This window comes from Achromobacter xylosoxidans (assembly GCF_002192695.1).
GTDB lineage: Bacteria > Pseudomonadota > Gammaproteobacteria > Burkholderiales > Burkholderiaceae_B > Achromobacter > Achromobacter xylosoxidans_C.
Genome location: NZ_MTLG01000075.1, coordinates 25378 through 47164, shown reverse-complemented (window position 1 = coordinate 47164; position 21787 = coordinate 25378). Strand labels below are relative to the sequence as shown.

At 61.9% G+C, this 21787-nt stretch carries 21 protein-coding genes and 1 pseudogene; 12 read left to right on the top strand and 10 right to left on the bottom strand.

What is annotated here, in order from left to right; all coding sequences use genetic code 11:
* Position 1: 1 nt before the first annotated feature.
* From BRO63_RS14510 to BRO63_RS14490, 5 genes are read right to left on the bottom strand one after another with little or no spacing between them, the layout of a single operon-like run.
* A complete protein-coding gene (locus tag BRO63_RS14510) occupies positions 2-271 on the bottom strand; it encodes a VirB3 family type IV secretion system protein (RefSeq protein ID WP_003092280.1) in 270 nt (89 codons plus the stop codon).
* Positions 268-654 (bottom strand): TrbC/VirB2 family protein, encoded by a 387-nt coding sequence (locus BRO63_RS14505; RefSeq protein WP_000150010.1) that lies wholly within the window; start codon positions 652-654, stop codon positions 268-270. Before BRO63_RS14505 ends, BRO63_RS14510 begins: the two co-directional genes overlap by 4 nt.
* Positions 651-1721, bottom strand: coding sequence for a P-type conjugative transfer ATPase TrbB (gene trbB, locus BRO63_RS14500; protein WP_023093367.1), 1071 nt, complete (start codon positions 1719-1721; stop codon positions 651-653). The genes BRO63_RS14505 and trbB overlap by 4 nt, the downstream gene beginning before the upstream one ends.
* Positions 1718-2194 carry a ribbon-helix-helix protein, CopG family gene (locus tag BRO63_RS14495; RefSeq protein ID WP_000085131.1) on the bottom strand — a complete coding sequence of 159 codons (477 nt, stop codon included), beginning with the start codon at positions 2192-2194 and terminating at the stop codon, positions 1718-1720. Before BRO63_RS14495 ends, trbB begins: the two co-directional genes overlap by 4 nt.
* Positions 2191-4188, bottom strand: coding sequence for a conjugal transfer protein TraG (locus BRO63_RS14490; protein WP_001163195.1), 1998 nt, complete (start codon positions 4186-4188; stop codon positions 2191-2193). Before BRO63_RS14490 ends, BRO63_RS14495 begins: the two co-directional genes overlap by 4 nt.
* A 305-nt stretch (positions 4189-4493) precedes the next feature.
* Here BRO63_RS14490 and BRO63_RS14485 point away from each other — a divergent pair, with 305 nt between their 5' ends.
* The 3 genes and pseudogenes from BRO63_RS14485 to BRO63_RS14475 form a co-directional block, all read left to right on the top strand.
* Positions 4494-5399 (top strand): LysR family transcriptional regulator, encoded by a 906-nt coding sequence (locus BRO63_RS14485; RefSeq protein ID WP_023093368.1) that lies wholly within the window; start codon positions 4494-4496, stop codon positions 5397-5399.
* A 281-nt stretch (positions 5400-5680) separates the two neighbouring features.
* Positions 5681-6211 carry a hypothetical protein gene (locus BRO63_RS14480; RefSeq protein WP_000043569.1) on the top strand — a complete coding sequence of 177 codons (531 nt, stop codon included), beginning with the start codon at positions 5681-5683 and terminating at the stop codon, positions 6209-6211.
* 101 nt (positions 6212-6312) lie between these two features.
* Positions 6313-6492 (top strand): annotated as a pseudogene (locus BRO63_RS14475) (integrase core domain-containing protein); the annotation flags it as partial.
* Between the two features lie 228 nt (positions 6493-6720).
* Here the strand turns inward: BRO63_RS14475 and BRO63_RS14470 are convergent.
* The 4 genes from BRO63_RS14470 to BRO63_RS14455 all read right to left on the bottom strand — a co-directional run bounded on the left by BRO63_RS14470 (position 6721) and on the right by BRO63_RS14455 (position 9795).
* Positions 6721-7038, bottom strand: a complete 318-nt coding sequence (locus tag BRO63_RS14470) for a DMT family transporter (RefSeq protein ID WP_000539741.1) — start codon at positions 7036-7038, stop codon at positions 6721-6723.
* A gap of 58 nt (positions 7039-7096) precedes the next feature.
* Positions 7097-7360 carry an EexN family lipoprotein gene (locus BRO63_RS14465; RefSeq protein WP_000717310.1) on the bottom strand — a complete coding sequence of 88 codons (264 nt, stop codon included), beginning with the start codon at positions 7358-7360 and terminating at the stop codon, positions 7097-7099.
* Positions 7361-7392: 32 nt separating this feature from the next.
* Positions 7393-8298, bottom strand: a complete 906-nt coding sequence (locus BRO63_RS14460; RefSeq protein WP_000405670.1) for a LysR family transcriptional regulator — start codon at positions 8296-8298, stop codon at positions 7393-7395.
* Positions 8299-8391: 93 nt separating this feature from the next.
* Positions 8392-9795 carry an efflux transporter outer membrane subunit gene (locus tag BRO63_RS14455; RefSeq protein ID WP_000078291.1) on the bottom strand — a complete coding sequence of 468 codons (1404 nt, stop codon included), beginning with the start codon at positions 9793-9795 and terminating at the stop codon, positions 8392-8394.
* Between the two features lie 100 nt (positions 9796-9895).
* Here BRO63_RS14455 and BRO63_RS14450 point away from each other — a divergent pair, with 100 nt between their 5' ends.
* The 9 genes from BRO63_RS14450 to BRO63_RS14410 all read left to right on the top strand — a co-directional run bounded on the left by BRO63_RS14450 (position 9896) and on the right by BRO63_RS14410 (position 19578).
* Entirely contained in the window at positions 9896-10537 is a 642-nt protein-coding gene (locus BRO63_RS14450) for a TetR/AcrR family transcriptional regulator (RefSeq protein ID WP_023093369.1), read from the top strand.
* A gap of 131 nt (positions 10538-10668) precedes the next feature.
* A complete protein-coding gene (locus BRO63_RS14445; RefSeq protein ID WP_225984323.1) occupies positions 10669-11700 on the top strand; it encodes an efflux RND transporter periplasmic adaptor subunit in 1032 nt (343 codons plus the stop codon).
* Between the two features lie 24 nt (positions 11701-11724).
* The gene (locus tag BRO63_RS14440; RefSeq protein WP_003092293.1) at positions 11725-14829 is read left to right on the top strand and encodes an efflux RND transporter permease subunit; all 3105 of its coding nucleotides are present in this window, start codon (positions 11725-11727) and stop codon (positions 14827-14829) included.
* A gap of 80 nt (positions 14830-14909) precedes the next feature.
* Positions 14910-15257: a DMT family transporter gene (locus tag BRO63_RS14435; protein WP_038421338.1), complete on the top strand. Its 348-nt coding sequence runs from the start codon at positions 14910-14912 to the stop codon at positions 15255-15257.
* A gap of 15 nt (positions 15258-15272) precedes the next feature.
* Positions 15273-15893, top strand: coding sequence for a DUF3313 family protein (locus tag BRO63_RS14430; protein WP_000837791.1), 621 nt, complete (start codon positions 15273-15275; stop codon positions 15891-15893).
* Positions 15890-17047 (top strand): MlaE family ABC transporter permease, encoded by a 1158-nt coding sequence (locus tag BRO63_RS14425; protein ID WP_000063629.1) that lies wholly within the window; start codon positions 15890-15892, stop codon positions 17045-17047. The genes BRO63_RS14430 and BRO63_RS14425 overlap by 4 nt, the downstream gene beginning before the upstream one ends.
* Positions 17041-17865, top strand: coding sequence for an ABC transporter ATP-binding protein (locus tag BRO63_RS14420; RefSeq protein WP_155936418.1), 825 nt, complete (start codon positions 17041-17043; stop codon positions 17863-17865). Before BRO63_RS14425 ends, BRO63_RS14420 begins: the two co-directional genes overlap by 7 nt.
* 91 nt (positions 17866-17956) lie before the next feature.
* On the top strand, positions 17957-18886 hold the full coding sequence (locus BRO63_RS14415) for an MlaD family protein (RefSeq protein ID WP_000433686.1): 930 nt from the start codon (positions 17957-17959) through the stop codon (positions 18884-18886).
* A gap of 92 nt (positions 18887-18978) precedes the next feature.
* Positions 18979-19578 carry an ABC-type transport auxiliary lipoprotein family protein gene (locus BRO63_RS14410; protein ID WP_003124411.1) on the top strand — a complete coding sequence of 200 codons (600 nt, stop codon included), beginning with the start codon at positions 18979-18981 and terminating at the stop codon, positions 19576-19578.
* A gap of 66 nt (positions 19579-19644) precedes the next feature.
* Here BRO63_RS14410 and BRO63_RS14405 read toward each other — a convergent pair whose 3' ends face one another.
* Entirely contained in the window at positions 19645-21648 is a 2004-nt protein-coding gene (locus BRO63_RS14405; protein WP_000132148.1) for a relaxase/mobilization nuclease domain-containing protein, read from the bottom strand.
* Positions 21649-21787: the final 139 nt, after the last annotated feature.

Genomic DNA, 21787 nt, shown 5'->3' with positions numbered 1-21787 from the left:
CTCACACGTCCAGAAGCGGGCGGTGTTTGATATGCCGCGCGAAGACCTGCATGAACTGCGGATCGACGCGCGCACCCCATACGGCCAGCGAGTGGCCGACGATCCAGAGCACCACGCCGGGAATCCACAGTTGCAGGCCCAGCCCGACGGCGGCGGCTAGCGTGCCGTTGGCAATCGCCACGGTGCGCGGCGCACCGCCCAGCAGGATCGGCTCGGTCAGCGAGCGATGCAGCGGCACTTCAAAGCCCGGAAGATCGGTGGCCTTACTCATACGACGGCCCCTCCGGAGAAGCTGAAGAACGACAGGAAGAACGAGGACGCGGCGAACGCGATGGACAGGCCGAACACGATCTGGATCAGCTTGCGAAAGCCGCCGCTGGTATCACCGAACGCCAGCGCAAGCCCCGTCGAGATGATGATGATCACCGCCACGATCCGGGCGACTGGCCCTTGGATGGATTCGAGGATGGAGGTCAGCGGCCCTTCCCACGGCATCGAGGAACCGGCGGCCTGCGCCGTGCCCGCCAGCAACAGCATCAGCGCGGCCAGCAGCAGCCCTTGCCCTGCGGGACGGGCCAGGTGGCGCAGCCGCGCCATGCTGGACAGGCGAGAAATAGGATTTACGGAAAGACGGAAAGCATCAACGTGCGTCATGGCAGTTCTCCAGGTTGGTCAGGGGTCGAGGAAGGCGCAGCGGCAGCGGCTGCAAGAGGAACCGGCGGCAGCTCGGGAAACGGCGTTTCCAGCGCATCTGTCAGGCGATAGCCCGCACCGTCGAAGCCGACGACACGGGAGATGGTTTCGACGTGACGTTTGCGGCCACGGCCTGCGATGTGAATCACCACGTTGACCGCCTCGGCGATCAGGGCGCGGGGCGGATTCACTGCCACTTCGAGGATCAGTTGCTCCAGACGCAGCAGTGCGCCCAAGGCGGAGCCGGCATGGATGGTGGCAATGCCGCCGGGGTGGCCGGTGCCCCAGACCTTCACCAAGTCCAGGGCTTCGCCGCCACGCACTTCGCCGACGATCACGCGGTCAGGCCGCAGGCGCATCGTGGCCCGCACCAGCTCGGTCATTGTGACGACGCCGGCGCGGGTGCGCAGCGGCACATGGTCGCGGGCCGCGCATTGCAGCTCGATGGTGTCTTCGAGCACCAGCACGCGGTCGCCTGTGGCGGCGATCTCGGCCAGCAGCGCGTTCGCCAGCGTGGTCTTGCCGGTGCTGGTGCCGCCGGCGATCAGGATGTTCTGCCGCTCGCGCACGGCGCGGCGCAGGAACTCGGCCTGCCCGGCGGTCAGGATGCCGTCGGCCACGTAGCGATCCAGGCCGATGATGCTCACGGCCCGCTTGCGTAGCGCGAAGGCTGGCCCCGGGGCGGCCGGAGGCAGGATGCCCTCGAAACGCTCGCCGGTTTCCGGCAACTCGGCGGTCAAGAGCGGCTGGCCGCGATGCACCTCCGCGCCGACATGCGCGGCGACCAGGCGGATGATGCGTTCACCATCGGCCTCGGGCATCTCCACGCCCAGCGGCGAGCGACCCGACGACAGCCGATCCACCCACAGGGTGCGATCGGGGTTGAGCATGATTTCCACAACATCCGGATCTTCGAGCGCAGCGGCGATCAGCGGCCCCATCGCCGTGCGCAGCATCTGGATGCGGCGATCCTGGGACGCCGCGGCGGATGAGCGAGATTCAGGCGGAATCTGCGGAACGGCACTCATGACGCACGCTCTGCAGCTCGCTCATCGGCGGACGCCATCGCTGCTGCGTCATCCATCCGCATCGGATCGGGGTGCAGTTCCTCCACCACGTCGCGCACCAGACTGCGGCCACGCAGCAGGTGGCGACCCAACTGCTCGACGAACTGCTCGAAGCGCGCTTTGCCCTGGGCGCGGGCCGCGTCCTTGTGGGCTTCTGGCACCGGCGTGCTGATGGTCAAGAAATAGCGGATGAACAGCGCCAGCGTTTCGATCTGGATGTTCTGGTCGCGCTCCATGCGTTCGGTCTGCCGCGACAGTCGATCCAGCCGCTTGGCAATGGCGGCCTCACGCTGGTCGCCCGCATCGGGTGACAGCCAGGACGCCAAGGCCGCTGCGACGATGGAGGACTTGGACACGCCTTTCTTGGCGGCAAGTTCATCCAGGCGCTTGGCGTGCTCGGGCTGGATGAAAAGATTGAGGCGGTATTGGCTCATAGGTCGATTCCGTCGTTGGGGTCGAGAGAAGCCAGCCGGGCCGTGCGCTGCATGGCCGGGTCGAGCTGGCCGGGAAGCGGGAGCGCCAGGTCGTCGTCATCGAGCAGCTCCAGGTCGTTCGCACACGCGTCCAACTCGGGCTCGTAGGCGACGGTTTCGGAGAGTTCGAGCTGGCGGCGCGGGCCGCCGTCATCGGTGCCGCCCGGACCATCGGCGGATACCGAGGTCGGCGCCGTAGGTACGGCCGGGATCGCCAAGCCGCTCCAGTCGTCGGGGCGGGCTGGCGGCGCGTCGGCGTACCTCCCGACTGCGAGCACGGGCGGTGGCAGGACGCGATCCTTGAAATTGGCGTCGACGTAGTAACGCAGCTTCTTCGCGCGGATCGGGGCAACGCTGGACACCATGACTACGGCGTCCTCAGGTGGAAGCTGCATCACCTCGCCGGGCGTCAGCAGCGGACGTGCAGTTTCCTGACGCGACACCATCAGGTGCCCCAGCCACGGAGCGAGGCGGTGGCCCGCGTAGTTGCGCTGCGCGCGAAGCTCGGTGGCGGTGCCGAGGGTTTCGGAAATCCTTTTCGCCGTCCTTTCGTCGTTGGTGGCGAAAGTCACCCGGACATGGCAGTTGTCGAGGATGGAATGGTTCTGCCCATACGCCTTGTCGATCTGGTTCAGGCTTTGAGCGATGAGAAAGCTGCGGATGCCGTAGCCGGCCATGAAGGCAAGCGCGGACTCGAAAAAATCGAGGCGACCCAGCGCCGGAAACTCGTCCAGCATCAGCAGCAGCTTGTGCCGGCGCGCGATGCCATCGCTGCCGTCGAGCGATTCGGTCAGCCGCCGCCCGATCTGGTTCAAGATGAGCCGGATCAGCGGCTTGGTGCGGCTTATGTCGGAGGGCGGCACCACCAGATAGAGCGATACCGGGTGCTCGGCGGAAATCAGGTCGGCGATGCGCCAATCGCAGCGCGATGTGACTTCGGCCACGGTCGGGTCGCGGTACAGGCCGAGAAACGACATGGCGGTGGAGAGCACGCCCGATCGCTCGTTGTCCGACTTGTTGAGCACTTCGCGGGCAGCGGATGCGACAACCGGGTGAGGCGCATCGCCCAGGTGCTTCGTCGTCATCATCCGGTGCAGCGTCAGCTCGAACGGACACGCCGGGTCGCTGAGGAAGTTGGCGACGCCGCGCAGCGTCTTGTCCTCGCCTGCGTACAGAACATGCAAGATTGCACCGACCAGTAGCGCGTGGCTGGTCTTCTCCCAATGATTGCGCTTCTCTAACGCACCTTCAGGGTCAACCAGAATGTCGGCGATGTTCTGCACGTCGCGCACTTCATGTGCGCCGCGCCGGACTTCAAGCAGCGGGTTGTAGGCGGCCGACTGCCTATCGGTGGGGTTGAAAAGCAGGCAGTGCGAAAAGCGCGAACGCCAGCCCGCCGTGATCTTCCAGTTCTCTCCCTTAATGTCGTGAATGACGGCGGACGCCGGCCACGAAAGCAACGTAGGCACCACCAAGCCCACGCCCTTGCCCGAGCGCGTGGGTGCGAAGCTCAGGACATGTTCCGGCCCCTCATGTCGGAGGTATTGGTCGTCGTGTTGGCCGAGGAAGACGCCCGCCGGGAGGGTCAGTCCAGCTTTGCGGATGTCGACGGCATCGGCCCAGCGTGCCGAACCATAAGTCGTAACCAGCCGCGACTGCCGAGAACGCCATACCGACATGGCGATGGCGACGAGTAAAGCGAACAAACCGCTACCACCCGCAATCGCACCGCCTGTGTCGAAGACGTGCGGCGCGTAGGCATCAAAGAAGAACCACCATTCGAACAAGCGCCACGGGTGATAAACCGGTACACCTAGAAGATCGAACCAGGGCGATCCGAGGCGTACTTGATAGCCAAGGGTCGCTGCTGTCCATTGTGTGGCGCCCCAGACGCCGGCGATCACGATGCCGATTACCACAGCGATCTGGCCGAACAGAACGTTCGTCCCTTGCATGACCTGTCCTCCGATTTCTCCTGCGCTGGTGTCTCATTGAAAGCGTTGCACAGGGGGTGTCGCAGGCGTCAGGATCGGTTCTGGGCTAGTGCCGGTCAAAGACCGTTCGCAGCACAATGGTCGAGGGAAAAGAAAGAATGAGCGCGGTGGCGAGTCAAAGAAAAGCGCCGCAAGCGAAAGCGCACTGCGGCGCATACAGAGTTCCAAGCAAGTTACCCAAAAAAAGCCGTCAATGGGCCTTGCTTCCACTCATAGGCAATATTTAGATATCATGAAAAACGATGATATTTAAGATTGGAATAAAAATGAAAAATATCAAGAGTATGGATCTCAACTTGCTCAAGGCGCTGGACGCATTGTTAGACGAACGCAATGTGACACGGGCGGCGGCCCGTCTGGGACTAACCCAGCCGGCCTTGAGTGGCATGCTGACGCGGTTGCGCGAGAGCTTCGGTGACCCGCTTTTCGCGCGCTCGCAGCGGGGTATCGTTCCAACGCAGCGGGCGCTGGATCTAGGGATGCCTGTCAAGCAGGTGCTCGCCGAAATCGACGCGCTGCTCCAGCCACCTTCCTTCAATCCGGCCACCGCACAACTGACCTTCTCCATCGCCGCGACGGACTATGCGCTGCGTGCCGTTGCTGTCCCATTTCTATCGGCACTTAAACGGCACGCACCGCGTGTACGAGTCTCATTAGTGCCAGTCGAGAGCGGGCAGCTACAGAACCAGCTTGAGCGCGGTCAGATCGATTTAGCCCTCCTGACGCCAGAGATCACTCCGCCAAATCTGCATGCCCGAGAGCTGTTCAAGGAACACTATGTGTGTGTCCTGCGGGAAGACCATCCTGCGGCTATGGGGCGCAAGCTGACCGTTAAACAGTTCTGTGCTCTCGACCATGCGCTTGTTTCCTACGATGGTGGAGGTTTCCGCGGCGTCACCGACGATGCGCTAGAACAGTTGGGCAAACGACGCAGCGTCACACTGTCGGTCAAGAGCTTTCTGATCTTGCCAGACATCCTGCGTGCCAGTGACATGGTTGCGATCTTGCCGAGCCGCTTGGTCGCCGGTATGGACAAGCTGGCTATCTCCCTGCCGCCGGTGAAGATACCGGGGTTCACCAAGACGGCTGCTTGGCACGAACGCACCCATCACGATCCAGCACATCGCTGGATACGAGCACTGCTGTTCACTTCCTGTGCTAACAACAAGTAGGCAAGATCGCTCCTATCGTCATGCTCAGCACAACTCTACCTCGCACTACAAATAAGCAATCAGTCGGCTCAATTGGAGACGCGCCCTTTCGTAGCGCCGCTGCGAGATAGCCTAGTCGGTGGATGGCAGAACCTAGGCCTTGATATCATATTTTATGATATCAAAAATAGAAACTTAGGATTTCACTTATTGCAGATGGAGGCTCATGATTTGCTCCATGACCACTTGAATGACGCAGCCACCCCTGTTGCGTCATCGACATTTTGTGAAGGAGCTTCGATATGAGCAAGCAACAGAACGCCATCCTCTGGCCCGAAGGCTACACGCCGGGCTTTACTGAGAATTTCGCCTCCAATGAGATCATCGCCGCCGGCTTGAGCGCGGCCGACGTATGGCCTCTACTCGTCACACCATCGCTGTGGCCAAGCTACTACGCCAACTCGGCTAACGTGTGCTTTCATGACGGCAAAGGCCCGGTACTGGCCGACGGCGATCGGTTTTACTTCGAGACCTTCGGCTTCCCGGTAGAGGGGCAGTGCAACGAATACGTGCCACCTGCGGATGGGCAACCCGGCCGCGTGGCCTGGCACGGCTGGTCCGGCGAGGAAGGCACAGATACGCGCCTGGATGTGCATCACGCCTGGCTGGTTGAGAACCTGGACGGCAGGCGCGTGCGCATCCTCACGCAGGAAACTCAGAAGGGCAAACCGGCCGAGGAGCTGCACAACGCCAAACCCAACCCGATGATCAACGGCCATCAGGACTGGCTCGACAGCTTGGTCGAGGCAGCGCGCAAAGCCAAGCAGGCGTAGTGGTCTCCGGCCGCTTGATCCCAAGCGTCTGAACGGAGAAAACCATGATGAGAACTCCCCTCAGGATTCTGCTGGTCCTGACTTCGCAGGCAACGATGGGCGACGAACTGCTCAACCGCGAATGGTTCCGCAGTCGGACCGAAGCGAAGGTGCTGATCGAACGTTGGCGACAGTTCTACAACGAGCAGCGGCCGCATAGCGCGCATGCTTACAAACCGCCGGCGACGATCCGGCGCAACTGGATCCAATCCGATAGCATCCCCTCCGAACTCACTGCCTGACTGGCTACAAAGTTCGTACTCAGGTCACCTTGGCGCAGGCACTGAAGGTGGAGCCACCCGGAATGGGTGCTCCCACCGCCTTACGCGCACTGGCTCGAACTCTCCCGAGGCGCCGGCAAGCTCGTCACATAGCGACTAGAGAGAGGAGGTGACCGTACGAGTTCCCAGCGCCCGATCCACTCTGGGAGCTGGGTCGCCTAGCGACTACGCTACCAATGGAGCTAGCGATCAACTCGATAACTTGAGCGTGATAACGCCCAGGATGATCAACGCCACGCCAAGGTATCGCATCAGGGAGGTTGGGTCGCCATAGAAATGAATTCCGACTAAGAAAGTTCCCGCCGCTCCGATACCCGTCCACACCGCATAAGCAGTCCCAATCGGTATCTGACGCTGAGCAAGCCATAGGAAGGCGCCGCTAATTGTCATGAAAGAGACGGCTACTGCGACCCCACTCCAACGCGATGTTGGCTCTTGCGCCATTTTCAGCCCGACCGGCCATCCGATTTCAAACAATCCAGCCAAAACAAGATAGATCCAACCCATTGCGATTCTCCTTCAAATTTTTCATATCCGGCATACATACTCCGGCATGACCACCAGCTTAGAACTTCGGCGGCTCTTTAGGCGTGGTGTGGGGCACATCGCCATCTTCGTAAAAGCGCTTTCGCGTAGCCTCGGCAACCCGGTTACATAGTTGGTCGCCCAGCATTGGTCGATCCAACTTGCATTGCTTGCGCAACTCTTTCAGACGCTCAGGATTGAGCGCTAATTCATCGACTGTCGGAAGGTTGGCTTTATCTGGTTTCCCAGATGGGCTGCAGGCTGCCAATGTCGAGGAAAGCAATATGAGAGCAATCTTCTTCATGGTTAATTTTCTTTGGGAGATTGTGTGATGGTTTACCGCCGACCTTTGGCATCTGGAGATTTGATCGAATGAACGCGTTCCATGAAGCGAGTCAGCATTTCTGACGGCTCGCTGGCCGGCCGTAGTAGATAGGTCGTGAGCATTGGCGAACGTCCAGTCAGCGGCCGTGCGACCACCCCCTGTTCCCTGCTGGCTGTGATATGCGCGCCTCCTGTGAGGCCTAGTGCAAGTCCCGCCGAAACCAGGACCATCATTAGATCGCTGGAAGTCACGCGTTCGGCAATCAGTGGCTCTATGTCCACGCGACGTAGCACCCGTTCAACTTGCCGAGCATGGCCCTCACACGCCACCGCGTCGCAGAGCACCAGCGGATACCGCAACAGCTCTTCTAGGGGAATCTGTTTGTGGGATAGCAAGGGGTGCCGTGCGGGCACAGCTACCATCAGAGGGTCACTCCACACCGGCACGGCGATGATGCCTTCGCCGACTTCATCCGATTGAGCGAAGCCGAGATCGTACAGTTCGCCACACAATCCCTTGATTTGCTGTGCCAAAGGCACCTCGAAGAAGCGAACTTCCACTTCCGGCTCTTCCTGCCGGCAGAGCGCCAACAACGCAGGCAGGCGCGATGGCGTGATTCCATCAGACAATGCAATACGGAGCTGGCAATGAAAGCCATTGGCTGCGGCGTTCACACTGTCGCGCGCCTGCTGCAAAGCTGCGAAGACACGCGGCACGCTCTCAAAGAAGAGCCTGCCCGCACGAGTCAAGCGGGTGCTCCGAGTGGTTCTCGCAAATAGCGCTACGCCCAACTCTTCCTCAAGTTCCTTGATGGCGCGCGACAGCGGCGATGTCTCTATGTGGAGGCGCTCTGCGGCTCGGGCAAAGTGCAGCTCCTCTGCCACCGCCAGAAAGTAGCGCAGGTGTCGAATTTCCATGTTCGCATTCCTCATCACTCAGGCCTCACCACCTTCGCCTTGCGTCACGCTATTTAGCTAGCCTTCGCAAGCTGCTCCAGCATGTTTCTGCGATCAAACAGGAGAGCCGGATAATGCTTTTGCCAGGACGCCCCATTGCATGGCTGTCTCGGCCCGCGTGCGGATCAGCGAAGCCTGCGCTGACAGCACCCCGGCCTCAGCCTCGGCCACCACCGTGGCGTCCACTTGTCCCGCCTCGAACAGACGTCGGCTGCGATCGAGCTGACGCTCCGCGACTGCGACACCCTCGGCCTGATGCTCCAGTGCTGCGTGCTGCGTATGCCAACCGAGATATGCGTTCTCTACGTCCTGCAAAGCACTCAACAAAGTGCGCTCGAACTCCGCACGGGCAGCTCGGCTGCGCGCCTCTCCGGTCTCGATGCCGGCACGGATCGCGCCACCATCGAAGATCGGCAACGACACCCCGGCCCCAAGTGAAAAAATGTTTCCAGTGATGCGGGTTCCCACACTCTCTACGCGCTGCCGTCCGCCGCTCAGGTCCAACACCAGCCTGGGGAAGCGTTCGCCTTCGGCTGCGTTCCAGCGCGCGGTTTCGGCGGCGAACTTCGCTTCGGCGGCGCGCACGTCGGGCCGCTCACTCAGCAGGTCCGCAGGTATGCGTGTCGGTGTCCAGTCCGGGACGGCGAGCGACGCAAGAGTTGGGGAAGCTGCAGGCGCTCCGGGCGTTTGTCCCACTAGTACATCGAGTGCATGCGTCGCCTCGCCGCGCGCACGCCGCAGTTGCTCTTGCTCCACGCGCAGTGCGACGACGCCGGCGCGGGTACGCTCGATGTCGAAGCCGGTAGCTTGTCCGGCCTCGAACTTCCGTTGCATCAGCAAGACGAGTCGTTCTGCGGATGCCAGCCGCGCCGCGGCTAGCGCTTCGAGCTCACTGGCTTGGCGCTGCTGCACAGCCGCCGACACTGTTTCAAACGCGACCTGCCACCGCGTGGCAACCCACGCTTGTTCGGCTGCCACCGCATCCAGGCGCGCACCTTCTGCTGCCTGCGAAAGCCGTCCCGACAGGTCTGCCTCCCACGATGCGGACAACGTGGCGCGGCCATCATTGCCGATTGCAACGTTCTCTGAATAGTCGCGTCCTCGAGTTGCCTGCGTGCCCGCGGACAACGAGGGGAGCAGGGAGGCCCGTGCTCGCCGCGTGGCGGCCGATGCCTCGTCCACGCGCGCTCGCGCAATCGTCAGTTCGGTATTGCGCTCCAGCGCCGCCCGGACCAAGGCATTGAGGTGCGGATCGCCGTAGGCCGTCCACCAATCGACGGGAAGAGTACGGCGGGACGATTTGTCCAAGATGCCTTCACCTCCCTCTTCATTTGAGAAATGGGCCGGTACATCCAGGCGAGGTGGATCGGCAGAGTGCGGGGCATGGCTGCAGGCCGCAAGAAGCAGTAGCGGAGAAATCATGGCAATGAGGCGATAGCGTTCAAGAATTTGAGACATGGCAGCTCCTTGCGCTCCGAAAAAGTCTTGACGGACTGTTGTATGGCTTCTACTATACCGTCTGGACTGTATATGACTCAAGCTTTTTTGGAGCACGACCATGCCGCCCCGCGCGAAAACAAAGTTGCCCCCCCCGTCCACTGCCCATAGCAGCGCCGATGCGCAGCCCGGCCTCCAGCAAGGAGCCCAGCGAACTCGCGACCGCATCCTGCAGGCCGCCCGCGAACTGGTGCTGGAGGAAGGTGCCAGTCGCTTGACACTGGACGCCGTCGTTGTGCGGGCCGGGTTGAGCAAAGGGGCGTTTCTCTATCACTTCAAGACCAAACGCGATTTGTTCGTGACACTGATCGACGAGATGATCCGGGCGTTCGACGCGGTACAAGCCAATCACGAGCGCAGGTTTGCCGGAGATCCGGACCCCTGGCTGTCGAGCCAGGTGGAAGCGATGCCCGACGACGAGATGCAGAAGATGGGCGCAGCGCTGCTCGCGGCAGCTGCGGAAGATCCAACACTTCTCGACCCACTGCGCGAGTGGTACCGCGTGCAGTACGAACGCGTGCGTCGATCCCCGCGTGGCACCGAGACCGCGGCACTCATCATGCTGGCATTGGATGGCGCCCTGTTCGCCGATCTTCTGGGTTTGCCAATACTCGCACCCGCAGAGCGGCGGCATTTCTTTCGGGCGCTCCAGGATCTCGCCTCGGGCCATCTCGAACTTGTCCCGGCAAAAGGACGCACATGAGTCGCGTCCGTAGCGGTGTCATGACCGCGTGCGCACCGCGCTCCTTGGCGGTTGCTTGCACACTATCCATTTCGACTCTGCTCTCAGGGTGCGGAAACTCGCAATCCACCGTATCCGAGCCTCCGCGCGCAGTGAAGCTCGCCGCCGCGCAGTCGGATCTCCCGCATAGCTCTCGCATCGAATTGACTGGCTCGGCGCGAGCAACCGAGCGCAGCATCCTAGGATTTGAAACAGGAGGACGGATCGCCAAGTTGAACGTCGACGTGGGTGAACGGTTCTCCCGCGGCCAAGTCCTGGCAGAACTTGATGCGCAACCTGACCGGCTTCGCGTGACACAAGCGCAAGCATCCCTGGCGGCCGCCGAAGCCGGCCTGATGGATCGACGTGTACAGACAGATCAACAGCGCCGGTTGCTCGAAAGCGAAGTCATCTCCCCTGCTGCGTTCGAGAGCGCGAAGGCGCAGCTAGCGGTCGCAGAGGGTCAAGCGCGCACTGCCAAGGCGGCGCTTGGCCTGGCCGAACGAGCACAACGTGGCACGATGATCGTCGCTCCTTTCGATGGTGTCGTGGCGGAAAAGCTGGCTTTGGCGTTCACCGACATTGCTGCTGGTGCGCCGGTATTTCAGGTCGACGGCGTGCGCAGTGGCACTGAGATCATCGCGAACGCGTCTACTACACAGGCACCTCACATAGATGTCGGCCAACGCGCAGAACTGAGCTGGAGCGGAGCCGAACAACCAATCCGAGCGGTGGTACGTCGTGTCGGTCTGCGCGCCGAAAATGGCTCGCTCCTACCCGTGGTGCTAGTGCCTGAAGATAACGCGCAAGCGCGCGCACTTCGGCCAGGTATTCCCGTACAGGTCGTGCTCGACGCACCTGCGGCAACCTCCAAGACCTCTCGGCCCGAGACTGTATCCATACCTTATGCCTCGCTGGTGCTCGGCACGAAGCCGGGCGAGGCTTCCGTCTTCGTCTACACCCCTGAAGATAAGAAGGTGCACCGTCGCGCGGTGCGCTTCACGCCGGTACAGGAAGGAGACAGCGCGCGCGTCCTCGCTGGACTCAAGCCCGGCGAGACGGTGGTTGCCGCCGGAGGAGGATGGCTCACCGATGGACAGCCAGTGACACCACTGGAAGCCACCACTCAATTGACCAAGCGCTAACGCGATCCACCAGGTTACTTCATCATGAAGATCACCGAGATGGCGCTGCGCGCCAGTCGACTTACCTACTTTGTAGCGCTCATCATTTTCGTCGCCGGCATCGCGACCTTCCTGAATTTTCCTTCTCAGGAGGAGCCGACTGTCACGGTCCGCGATGCGATGGTCACGGCGTTGAACCCGGGGCTGCCCGCCGAACGCGTTGAGCAACTCATTGCCCGGCCGATCGAGGAGCGCTTGCGCGAACTGGCAGAGGTCAAGCGCGTGACGAGCACCGTGCGCGCAGGCAGCGCCATGATCCAGGTCACGATCTGGGACCGCTACACCGACTTGGCACCGATCTGGCAGCGCGTCCGGGCCAAGGTCGCCGATTCGAAGGATGCCTTACCACAGAGCACGATGGGGCCTTTCGTCGACGAAGACTTCGGCCGCGTCGCGGTTGCCTCGATTGCGGTCACTGCACCAGGTTACTCCATGAGCGAGATGCGCGTCGCGCTCAAGCAGATGCGCGACCGCCTGTACACCGTGCCTGGTATTGAGCGCATCACTTTCTACGGCCTGCAGGAAGAGCGCGTCTATCTCGAATTCGATCGGCCTAGGCTCGCGCGATTGGAGCTGACACCACAGGGGGTGATCGACCAACTCGTCAAACAGAACGTCGTCGCTTCGGGTGGACAAATTGTTGTCGGCGGCATCAATGCAACCTTGGCGGTCAGTGGCGAAGTGCGTGACGCTCCCTCCCTGCGAGCAATGCCGATCGCGCTGCCACGACCGCAAAGTAGTACGGCGCCCGTGCCGACGATCGCATTGGGTGAACTGGCGCAGGTGAGTGTGCGGCCAGCCGATCCGCCGGAATCTGCTGCCATCTACAAAGGCCAGCCCGCTGTCGTCATGGCGGTTTCGATGGCCTCCGGTCAGAACGTGGAGCAGTTCGGAAAAGCGCTCAAAGCACGGGTTGCAGACCAGGAGAAGCTGCTGCCGGCGGGTTTCGATCTGTCATACGTCACTTTCCAGGCCGATGTCGTCAAGCACGAGATGGGCAAAATGAACCACGTCATGATGGAGACGATCATCGTCGTCCTCGGTGTCGTCGTGCTATTTCTCGGTTGGCGCACCGGGATCATCGTGGGCATGATCGTGCCGTTGACGATCCTCAGTGCACTCATCGTCATGCGCGCGATGAACATCGAGCTTCAGAACGTCTCGATGGGCGCCATCATCATTGCGCTCGGCTTGTTGGTGGACAACGGCATTGTGATTGCCGAAGACATCGAACGCCGCCTGGCCGGTGGCGAAGATCGTAAGCATGCCTGCCTCGAGGCGGGCCGCACGCTCGCCATTCCGCTGCTCACGTCCTCGCTCGTGATCGTGATCGTGTTCTCGCCGTTCTTTTTTGGCCAGAACGCCACGAGCGAGTATCTGCACAATCTCGTGGTCGTGCTGGCACTGACGTTGTTCGCTTCGTGGCTGCTGTGCCTGACTGTCACGCCCCTATTGTGCTACCACTTCGCCAAACCCCATCACAAGCAGGAGCAGGGCGACGCCTATGACACCCGCTTCTACCGTGGCTACCGGCGCGTACTGGAGTGGGTGCTCCACCATAAGGCGGTCTATGTAGCGTCGATGATCGCGGCGCTTGCCATTGCGCTGTATGGCTTCACCACCCTGCCGTACGATTTCATGCCCAAGTCCGACCGGCTTCAGTTCCAGATTCCGGTGCAGCTCGCCCCCGGTACCGACTCGCGCGAAACGCTCGCCCGCGTGAAGCAGATCAGTGGTTGGCTGGGCGACACGAACATCAATCCAGAAGTCTCCGATCACATCGGCTACGTCGCCGATGGTGGCCCGCGCTTCATCCTTAGCCTGAATCCACCACTGCCGGCATCGAACATCGCGTACTTCGTTGTCACATTGAAGCCGAAGAGCGACATCGACGCCGTCCTCGCCCGCACCCGCAGCTACTTTGCGCAAGCACATGGCGACGTGCGCGCCGAGCCCAAGCGTTTCTCGCTCGGTGCGACCGAGTCAGGGACTGCCATTTATCGCGTCAGCGGTCCGGATGAGGAGGTATTGTTGGGGGCCGCGTCCAAAATCGAAGCAGCGCTGCGCAAGCTGCCCGGCACCATCAACGTCAAGAACGATTGGGATACGCGCGTTGGCCGCATCGACGTACGGGTCGACCAGGACCGCGCGCGTCGGGCGGGCGTGACGACTGAAGACATCGCTGGCGGGCTGGATGTCCGCTACAGCGGCAGATCGATCTCGGTTATTCGCGACGGTGACACCTCCGTCCCGATCGTCCTGCGCAGTATCGTAAGCGAGCGTCGCAGCACGGCAGACGTAGGCGCGACGCTCATCTATCCCACCAACGGCGGTCCAGCGGTGACGCTGGCTCAGGTCGCAGACGTATCGCTCGCGAGCGAGCCCTCGGTCATCCAACGGCGCAATCTCATCCGCACGATCACCGTGCAAGGACAGAACACCTCTTACACCGCCCAGGAGATCATCAACCGCCTGGCGCCTAGCGTCGCTGCCCTGGACCTGCCCGCGGGCTACTCGGTTGAACTTGGCGGCGAGATCGAGGAAGCCGCCGAATCGAACGCCGCGCTGTCGACCTACATGCCCCTCGCATTTCTGGCGATGCTGATGCTGTTCGTATGGCAGTTCAATTCTTTCCGCAAGCTCGGTGTGATCCTCGCGACGATCCCTTTCACGCTTATCGGCGTGGTATTGGCTCTGAAGCTGACCGGCACACCTTTCAGCTTCATGGCGACCTTCGGCGTACTGGCCCTGTTCGGGATCATTGTCAACAACGCCGTGCTCTTGCTGGAACGCATCGACCAGGGGCTAGCGGAAGGCCTGCCACGCCATGAAGCCTTGGTTGGGGCCGCGATACAACGGCTTCGTCCAATCGTGATGACCAAGGTCACCTGCATTTCGGGACTGGTGCCACTCATGCTCTTCTCCGGACCATTATGGAAAGGGATGGCGATCGCGATGATCGGTGGGCTGGCACTCGGAACGCTGGTGACGTTGGGCTTGATTCCGCTGCTTTACGAAGTCCTGTTTGGAATCAAGCGAATTGGGCCGTGGAACCTGAGTGTCGCCACCGCGCATGGAGATCGCTCATGAGTCTCTTGCGAGCCGCCGCGTGCTGCGCATTCTCAGAATTCGTATGCACCCACGCTTCATGCGTATGTCTCGCTAGGCTTATGCGATTCAGCACCCATCCGCTGATCTGGAAATCCTGGTCGATTGTCATTGCCGCAGGGGTTCTAGGAGCGGGCTATCCACTGGGCCTGCGGGCCATCACGGCGGGCGGTCCGATGCGCTGGGTCGGCCTCTGTGTGGCAGTGACGTGCATGGCGGCCAGCGGCGCACTTTTGTGGTTCGCGCTCAAGCGGATTCCGATCAGCGCGGCCTCTGCAGCCTGGGCAGGAATCGGGCTACTTGGAAACTTGGGCGTCGGCGCCCTCCTACTAGGCGATGTCGCATCGGTAACGCGCTGGTCTGGCACCGCCCTCATCGCAGCAGGCATTGCCTGTCTTAGTTTCGTTTGATCAAGGAGACCCATTATGAAGAGCAAAACTGCATTGATCCGCGGCGGCATCTTTTTTTGCGTAGCAGGCGCGCTCTCTGGATGCGCGACCAACAGCATGACGCGCTCCGGATTTCTCGGCGACTACGAGAAGTTATCGCCGACACGATACGAGAACGTACTGATGTACCGCGCAGCGGGATTCGAGCCCAAGCGTTATGCCGCTGTCGTGGTGGAAGAAGCGCAGATCAAGACCGCCTCGGGTCGCATCGATGGGCTCGATGACGCGCAGCAGCGCGAAGTGCTAGACCATGTGACGAGCGAACTGAAACGCCAGGAAGGCAAAAGTCCCGCCCCCCCAGGTGGCGCGGGACAGGTTCGGGTGCGTGTAGCGGTCACCGAACTGCAGACACCGAATCGGGCAGTCAATGCAATGACGACCCTGCTGGTTGGACCCGTGACGACGGGTGGTGCCAGCCTAGAGTTCGAAGCAGTCGATTTAAGGACGGGACGCCGGGTTGCTGCCGCCAGTTGCTTCGAGCGCGGCAACGTCATTAAAGAGTTCGCCGGTTCGTACACATTGCTGGGTCATGCCAAAGCGGCGATCACGAACTGCATCGAGCGCATCGACAGCGCTTGGCGGGACACGCAGCCATGAGCAACGCTTCACAGGCTTGGCTCCGGCAGGATGCCATGGTCGGCGGTGATCACAAATGGCTGGCGGGTGGCGACTGGACGATAGAGCACTACGCCAGTCTGGCAAAATCCGTGTCCGCCGCCCGCATCAGTCATGCCGAGGGGTACGCCACTCCCTTACTCGACTGGACGCAAGTCCAGAGACTGGACACCGCCGGCGCGGCTCTGCTGGTGGAAATTCTCGGGCCAGACTCGATACTCGACCGGCCGGAGGCAGCTCCAAATCTGTCCTCGGATCGCCTCGCCCTAATGAGAGCGCTGGCCGCCGCTGCTACCGATCAGCAGAAGACGGAGAAAGCAGCGGTGAGCGGGAATCCTCTGCTCCGCGGTCTGGGACGCATAGGCCTGACCTTGGAACAGGGCTGTCGTGCGTGTCTTGGTCTGGCCGGGTTCGTGGGCCAGATCATCGAAACATGGAGCCGTACCGTTCGTCACCCGCGTCGCTGGCGCGCGACCTCGGTGATCGCTCAAATCCAGCGATCAGCGGTGGACGCCATTCCCATCGTGGCGCTACTGAGCTTCATGGTAGGAATGGTGGTGGCGTTCCTGGGAGCAACGGTGCTGGCCAACTTCGGTGCGAGCATCTTCTCGGTGCATCTGGTCGCCTTCTCGTTCATGCGCGAGTTCGGAGTGCTGCTCCCGGCCATATTGATTGCAGGCCGTACCGCAAGCGCGTACACCGCCCAAATCGGTTCGATGAAGGCAAATGAAGAGATCGATGCGCTTCGCTCCAACGCGCTCGACCCCATCGAGTTACTGGTGCTGCCACGCGTGCTGGCGCTTCTTGTGTCCTTGCCACTGCTCACCTTAGTAGGCATCTTGGCTGGCATTGCGGGCGGCGCCACCGTATGCGCACTGAGCTTGGAAATTCCTCCCGCACAGTTCCTTGCCATCGTGCAGGAAAAAATCGAGGTGCGCCATTTTCTTGTCGGAATGAGCAAGTCCCCGCTCTTCGCGGTGATGATCGCCGCTATCGGCTGCCATGAAGGGTTCAAGGTCGCCGGTAGCGCTGAGTCGGTAGGCGACCACACGACGTCTAGTGTCGTGCAATCAATCTTCATGGTGATCCTGATAGACGCCATCGCTGCACTGTTCTTCATGGAGATGGGCTGGTGAGCGCGGTGAAGCAAGACACCGACAACGGTGTGCGACACGCTATTGAAGTGCGCGGCCTGGACAACAGGTTTGGAACCCAGCAGGTCCATCAGGACCTAGACCTGGACGTGCGGCGCGGGGAAATCCTTGGCGTGGTGGGAGGGTCAGGCACCGGGAAATCCGTGCTCTTGCGTAGCGTCGTCGGGCTGCAGAAGCCGCATTCGGGCGTGGTCCGTATCGGGGGGCGCGACCTACTGCGAGCCCAATGGCTTGCGCGCGCGCGTATGGAGCGAAGGTTCGGCATTCTGTTCCAGAAGGGCGCGTTGTATTCATCGCTGACCGTCTTGGAGAACGTCGCTCTTCCTTTGATCGAGCATGTCGGTCTGGCGCGGCCTCTTGCCGAGCGTTTGGCAAGAAGCAAGCTGGGCTTGGTGGGGTTGCCTGCCGGAGCGGGAGACAAGTATCCGGCCTCGTTGTCCGGAGGCATGGTGAAACGAGCAGCACTGGCGAGAGCCTTGGCGCTTGATGCGAACATCCTGTTTCTTGACGAACCCACCGCAGGACTGGATCCAATCGGGGCTGCATCTTTCGACCAATTGATTCTGACCCTGCGCAATGCACTGGGCCTCACGGTGTTTCTGGTAACCCACGACCTCGATACGCTGTACACCATATGCGACCGTGTCGCGGTCCTGGCGAACCAGAAGGTACTCATCAACGACGGCATCGAGGCAGTCGAGCGCTTCAAGCACCCGTGGATACAGGAATACTTTCACGGCCCCCGTGGCCGTGCGGCCGCACAGGCCACTGGTGCTTCCAGCCAAGAGACGCAGCCATGAAACCCCTCCGCATCTGCATCATTCTTCCGTCGCGCACGCATTGGGCTGGGCGCACGCAATATTTAAACTCTGAGAACGAGGTGGTCTGATCATGGAACCACGTGCCCATCATGTATTCATTGGTCTGTTCGTCGTGCTGCTCGGTGCGATTGGTATTGGCTTCGCGCTTTGGCTCAGCGACACACGTTCCGACCACGATTACCAGTATTACCGGATTATGTTCGATGAGCCAGTGACCGGGCTTACGCCCGGCAGCCAGGTTCAGTACAGCGGAATCACGATTGGCGAAGTCGTTGCACTTTCTCTTTCACCGCGAGACCCAAGGCGGGCGATAGCGCGCGTACGCATCAATGCCACCATCCCGGTCCGGCAGGATACCCGCGCTGAATTGGTCATCACGGGAATTACCGGCAACGCGGTGATCGAGTTGAGCGACGGTGGGCCAAACGTGCCATTGCTGGATCGGAGAGAGGACGAGGAACCGTTGATCCTCGCACCACGTTCGGCGATGGCATCCCTGGTCTCCGGTGAGGGGAACAGCATGACGACACTCAACGGCATCTTGCTGCGCACGCAGGAGTTACTGTCGAAGGAGAATTTGGCTCTTGTGCACCGCAGTCTGGTGAATCTTGAACAGACCACGGGCGCGGTCGCTGACCAGAGGGCCGAGATCGCGACGTTAATCAGCAATCTGACCGAAGCAAGCAGAGAATCGACAGCTGCCGTGCGCCAAGCAAATAGCACTCTTCGCGATGCCAACCTGCTACTAAATAACGATGGTAAGCAAATCATGGTGAACACGCGTGATGCAACGGCATCCCTCGAACGCGCCGCTTTCAGGGTTGAGACGCTACTGCAAAACAATCAGGAATCGCTGAACCAGGGCTTGGCCGCCACAGGTCCTGCCATGCACGAACTCCAGCAGGCGCTGGCCAATCTAAACACCGTGCTGCGCCGACTGGATCGCAATCCGGCGCAATACCTGCTCGGTGGAGAGAACATTGAGGAAACCAAGCCGTGAACACTTCCGCCAGGATGATTCCCGTCGCTGCCGTGACTATGACGCTAGTACTCGGCTTGTCCGCGTGCAGTGTGCTTCCCAAAGCAGCTCCAATGGTCACCTACAAATTGCCCGACTATCACATCGCCCAGGCGGAGAGTACGCCGCGCGCCGTTCCGGGACCCGGGGCGCTGCGCGTCTACGCCCCTGAGAGTAGTCGCGTCCTGGATTCGGAGCGGCTGTTCATTGCGCAGCCCGATGGTCGCTTGTCGGCTTGGCAAGGAGTGCGTTGGGCCGACCCCGCACCGGTGCTGCTGCGTGACCGAATCGTCGAAGCCTTCATGCGCGATGGGCGGTCGACTTCCGTGATTACCGATAGCACCCCAATGAGCGCCGATATGGAGTTGCGCAGTACGCTGCGGGCGTTCCAGCTCGAATACCGCGGCACTGAAGCGATCGCCGCGGTTCGGCTCGATGTGCAACTGGTCGATCCGGCCAAACGGACTGCTATTGCCAGTAGACGCTTCGAAGCAATCCAAGCCACAGGCAGCAAGCGAGAGGCCGATGTGGTGAGCGCGTTCGGTGTCGCCACGGATATATTGGCCGGGCAGATCGTTGAATGGGCAGTTCAGGTCGGGGCAGCGCGTTTGCGAGTTGCACCGGAATTGGCAAGCAACCATGCACCCACAGCGTCGTCGATAAGCACAGACTAGTCGTCTTAACGGAGCACAGAAGCTAGGGCCAAAACGCTGCTCGACACCTTAACTCGGTACGACAGCCTACGGCCCCGATCCAATCCCAGGACCTCTTTGCCGTCCAACCTCCCATGACACACCGCCGCCGCGTACAGTCGCGGCGATCTGCTGCCCCAGTCGTGGCTCGATTATCGGCCGCCAAGGCACCAGACTGAATCCCATGCCGTCATCGAGCAGCGCATAGCGACCGCTGGCGAGCATGACCGAGCGCCGGTAGATGCCGGCTACGCGCTGCCCGTCTGTGACGTGCCGATGCTCCAATCCGCTATCGGCGGCAATGTGCTGGGCGGCCTGCGCCAGCTCCCGATTGCGCAGCGTTTCCAGCAGATTCCGGGAGAGAATCAGCCGCTGCCCGCGCCGCTGGGCCAGCCCCTGTTCTTCGAGGAAGTCGGCGCGCTGCTGCAAGGCTTGCCTAGCATCGCCGCCAAAGCCCAGGTCGCCCAGTCCCTTGCCGCCGCCGATCAACTGCTGATCCAGCCAGGTCGCGCCGATGACGCGGGCCTGCCGTTCAATCGGCAGATGCGATTTCAGTTCGACCGCCACGCCGCCCAGCCGCTGCGCGTCGTACTGGCGGCCACGCTCGGCCAAGTCGTCCGGCACCTTCCATAACCCCTCGGCCACGCGCTCCACGATGCCGGCCCGCCGTAGGGCTTCCAGCCGGCGGATATGGGCCGCCACAGCCTCTTGCGGGTCGCGGCCGGGCTTGGCTCGGCCTTGCTCGATCGCCAGGTGGTGATCGGTGCGGTACAGGCCATTGCTCGCCAGCGTGGCGATGTTCTTGTCGGCCGCCCGCACCTCGGCGGAACCGCGTACCTCCACCACCGCGCCGATGGGATAGTTCGCCAGCTCGTCGCGGGCGTCCAACGCGACGTAGTGGGCTTTGCCGTCCAACCCGTCGATGACCAGATAGCCGCGGTCGTGCAGCTCGTCGGCCAGACCCTTAGCAGCCACGCGACCGACGATAGTGCGGCCGTCGTCGCCCGGCTCGAACACCGCCAGCTCGCGAGGCTTGCCGCTCATGGCCCGCTGCATCGTTCGGATGATGTCGCCACGCTCGCCCAGGGCACGCAAGGTCTTCTCCGCGTCCGCATGGACGGCCCAGGTGCCGGGCTGCACCTCGTCGGCCAGGCCCAGGCGCTGCAAGTGTTGCAGGCGGCCGATCAGCAGCAGGCGCTGGCGTTGCAGCCGGGGTTCGTTGAAGCGTTCGATCTGCACCCGGCCATCCTCGCCGGCCTCGCGCTGCAACGTGCGGTCGAGGCTCGTCCACCGCTCTTGCTCCACCTCGCGCTGCAAGGTCTGCTGGATCTCCAGTTCGGTGCGCGGCCCCAGCCATTCCGTCGCCAGCTCGGCGGCGCGATGGCGGAAGCCGTGGGCGATGTAGTCGCCCGCGATGATGAGGTCTTTGCCGGTATCGTCGCGTCCGCGCACGATCAGGTGCGTGTGCGGGTTGTCGGTGTTCCAGTGATCGACCGCCACCCAATCCAGCCGCGTCCCCAGGTCGGCCTCCATCCGGTTCATCAGGTGCCGGGTGTAGGTGCGCAGGTCGTCCAGCTCCGCACTGTCTTCAGGTGAGACGATGAAGCGGAAATGATGTCGGTCGTCCTGGCAGCGTTCCTTGAAGGCATCGAGGTCGGCTTCGTCGGTCTGCGGCCCGTAGGCACGGCCCGGCTCGCCGTTCCGGCCGGCACCGTCGCGCTCGATGTAGCGCAGGTGCTTGGCGAGCGACTGCGGACTGGCGTTGCGCTGGTTGACCAGCAGCGTCTTGATGGTCACGCGCCGTGACATAGGGGTCAGCTTTGCGCCTGCGAAGCGCGCCGCCGTATGGCCGCGTCCAAGCCGTGAGCCGGGCCGCTGGCCGGCGTGCTGGCCGCTCCCGCCAGCGGTAGGACGGCGCACCGCCGACTTGCCGCCGCTGGCCTTGCCAGCCTGCTTGAGCACCTTGGAAACGAAGCTCTGGCCCTGGCCTTTGCCTCGGTTCTTCGGCGCGCCAGGGCGCACCCAGAAATCATGGTCGCCGCGGTCGGTCATGGCTGTGCTCCCTGCAAGCTCCGGCGTGTCCGAGCGTGCGAAGCACGCGGACATGCCTGCATCGGCGCGTGCCTCGCGCCCCACGCGGCACGGCGGCGAAGCCGCGCCGTGCCGCGCCACCCCCACGTGCAGACTGGCT

Coding starts and splice junctions, on each gene's coding strand:
- BRO63_RS14460 (WP_000405670.1), bottom strand. CDS start 8,298: ATGGAAATTCGACACCTGCGCTACTTTCTGGCGGTGGCAGAGGAGCTG.
- BRO63_RS14450 (WP_023093369.1), top strand. CDS start 9,896: ATGCCGCCCCGCGCGAAAACAAAGTTGCCCCCCCCGTCCACTGCCCAT.
- BRO63_RS14435 (WP_038421338.1), top strand. CDS start 14,910: ATGCGATTCAGCACCCATCCGCTGATCTGGAAATCCTGGTCGATTGTC.
- BRO63_RS14455 (WP_000078291.1), bottom strand. CDS start 9,795: ATGTCTCAAATTCTTGAACGCTATCGCCTCATTGCCATGATTTCTCCG.
- trbB (WP_023093367.1), bottom strand. CDS start 1,721: ATGAGTGCCGTTCCGCAGATTCCGCCTGAATCTCGCTCATCCGCCGCG.
- BRO63_RS14485 (WP_023093368.1), top strand. CDS start 4,494: ATGAAAAATATCAAGAGTATGGATCTCAACTTGCTCAAGGCGCTGGAC.
- BRO63_RS14405 (WP_000132148.1), bottom strand. CDS start 21,648: ATGACCGACCGCGGCGACCATGATTTCTGGGTGCGCCCTGGCGCGCCG.
- BRO63_RS14510 (WP_003092280.1), bottom strand. CDS start 271: ATGAGTAAGGCCACCGATCTTCCGGGCTTTGAAGTGCCGCTGCATCGC.
- BRO63_RS14505 (WP_000150010.1), bottom strand. CDS start 654: ATGACGCACGTTGATGCTTTCCGTCTTTCCGTAAATCCTATTTCTCGC.
- BRO63_RS14415 (WP_000433686.1), top strand. CDS start 17,957: ATGGAACCACGTGCCCATCATGTATTCATTGGTCTGTTCGTCGTGCTG.
- BRO63_RS14465 (WP_000717310.1), bottom strand. CDS start 7,360: ATGAAGAAGATTGCTCTCATATTGCTTTCCTCGACATTGGCAGCCTGC.
- BRO63_RS14440 (WP_003092293.1), top strand. CDS start 11,725: ATGAAGATCACCGAGATGGCGCTGCGCGCCAGTCGACTTACCTACTTT.
- BRO63_RS14490 (WP_001163195.1), bottom strand. CDS start 4,188: ATGCAAGGGACGAACGTTCTGTTCGGCCAGATCGCTGTGGTAATCGGC.
- BRO63_RS14495 (WP_000085131.1), bottom strand. CDS start 2,194: ATGAGCCAATACCGCCTCAATCTTTTCATCCAGCCCGAGCACGCCAAG.
- BRO63_RS14480 (WP_000043569.1), top strand. CDS start 5,681: ATGAGCAAGCAACAGAACGCCATCCTCTGGCCCGAAGGCTACACGCCG.
- BRO63_RS14470 (WP_000539741.1), bottom strand. CDS start 7,038: ATGGGTTGGATCTATCTTGTTTTGGCTGGATTGTTTGAAATCGGATGG.
- BRO63_RS14410 (WP_003124411.1), top strand. CDS start 18,979: ATGGTCACCTACAAATTGCCCGACTATCACATCGCCCAGGCGGAGAGT.
- BRO63_RS14425 (WP_000063629.1), top strand. CDS start 15,890: ATGAGCAACGCTTCACAGGCTTGGCTCCGGCAGGATGCCATGGTCGGC.
- BRO63_RS14430 (WP_000837791.1), top strand. CDS start 15,273: ATGAAGAGCAAAACTGCATTGATCCGCGGCGGCATCTTTTTTTGCGTA.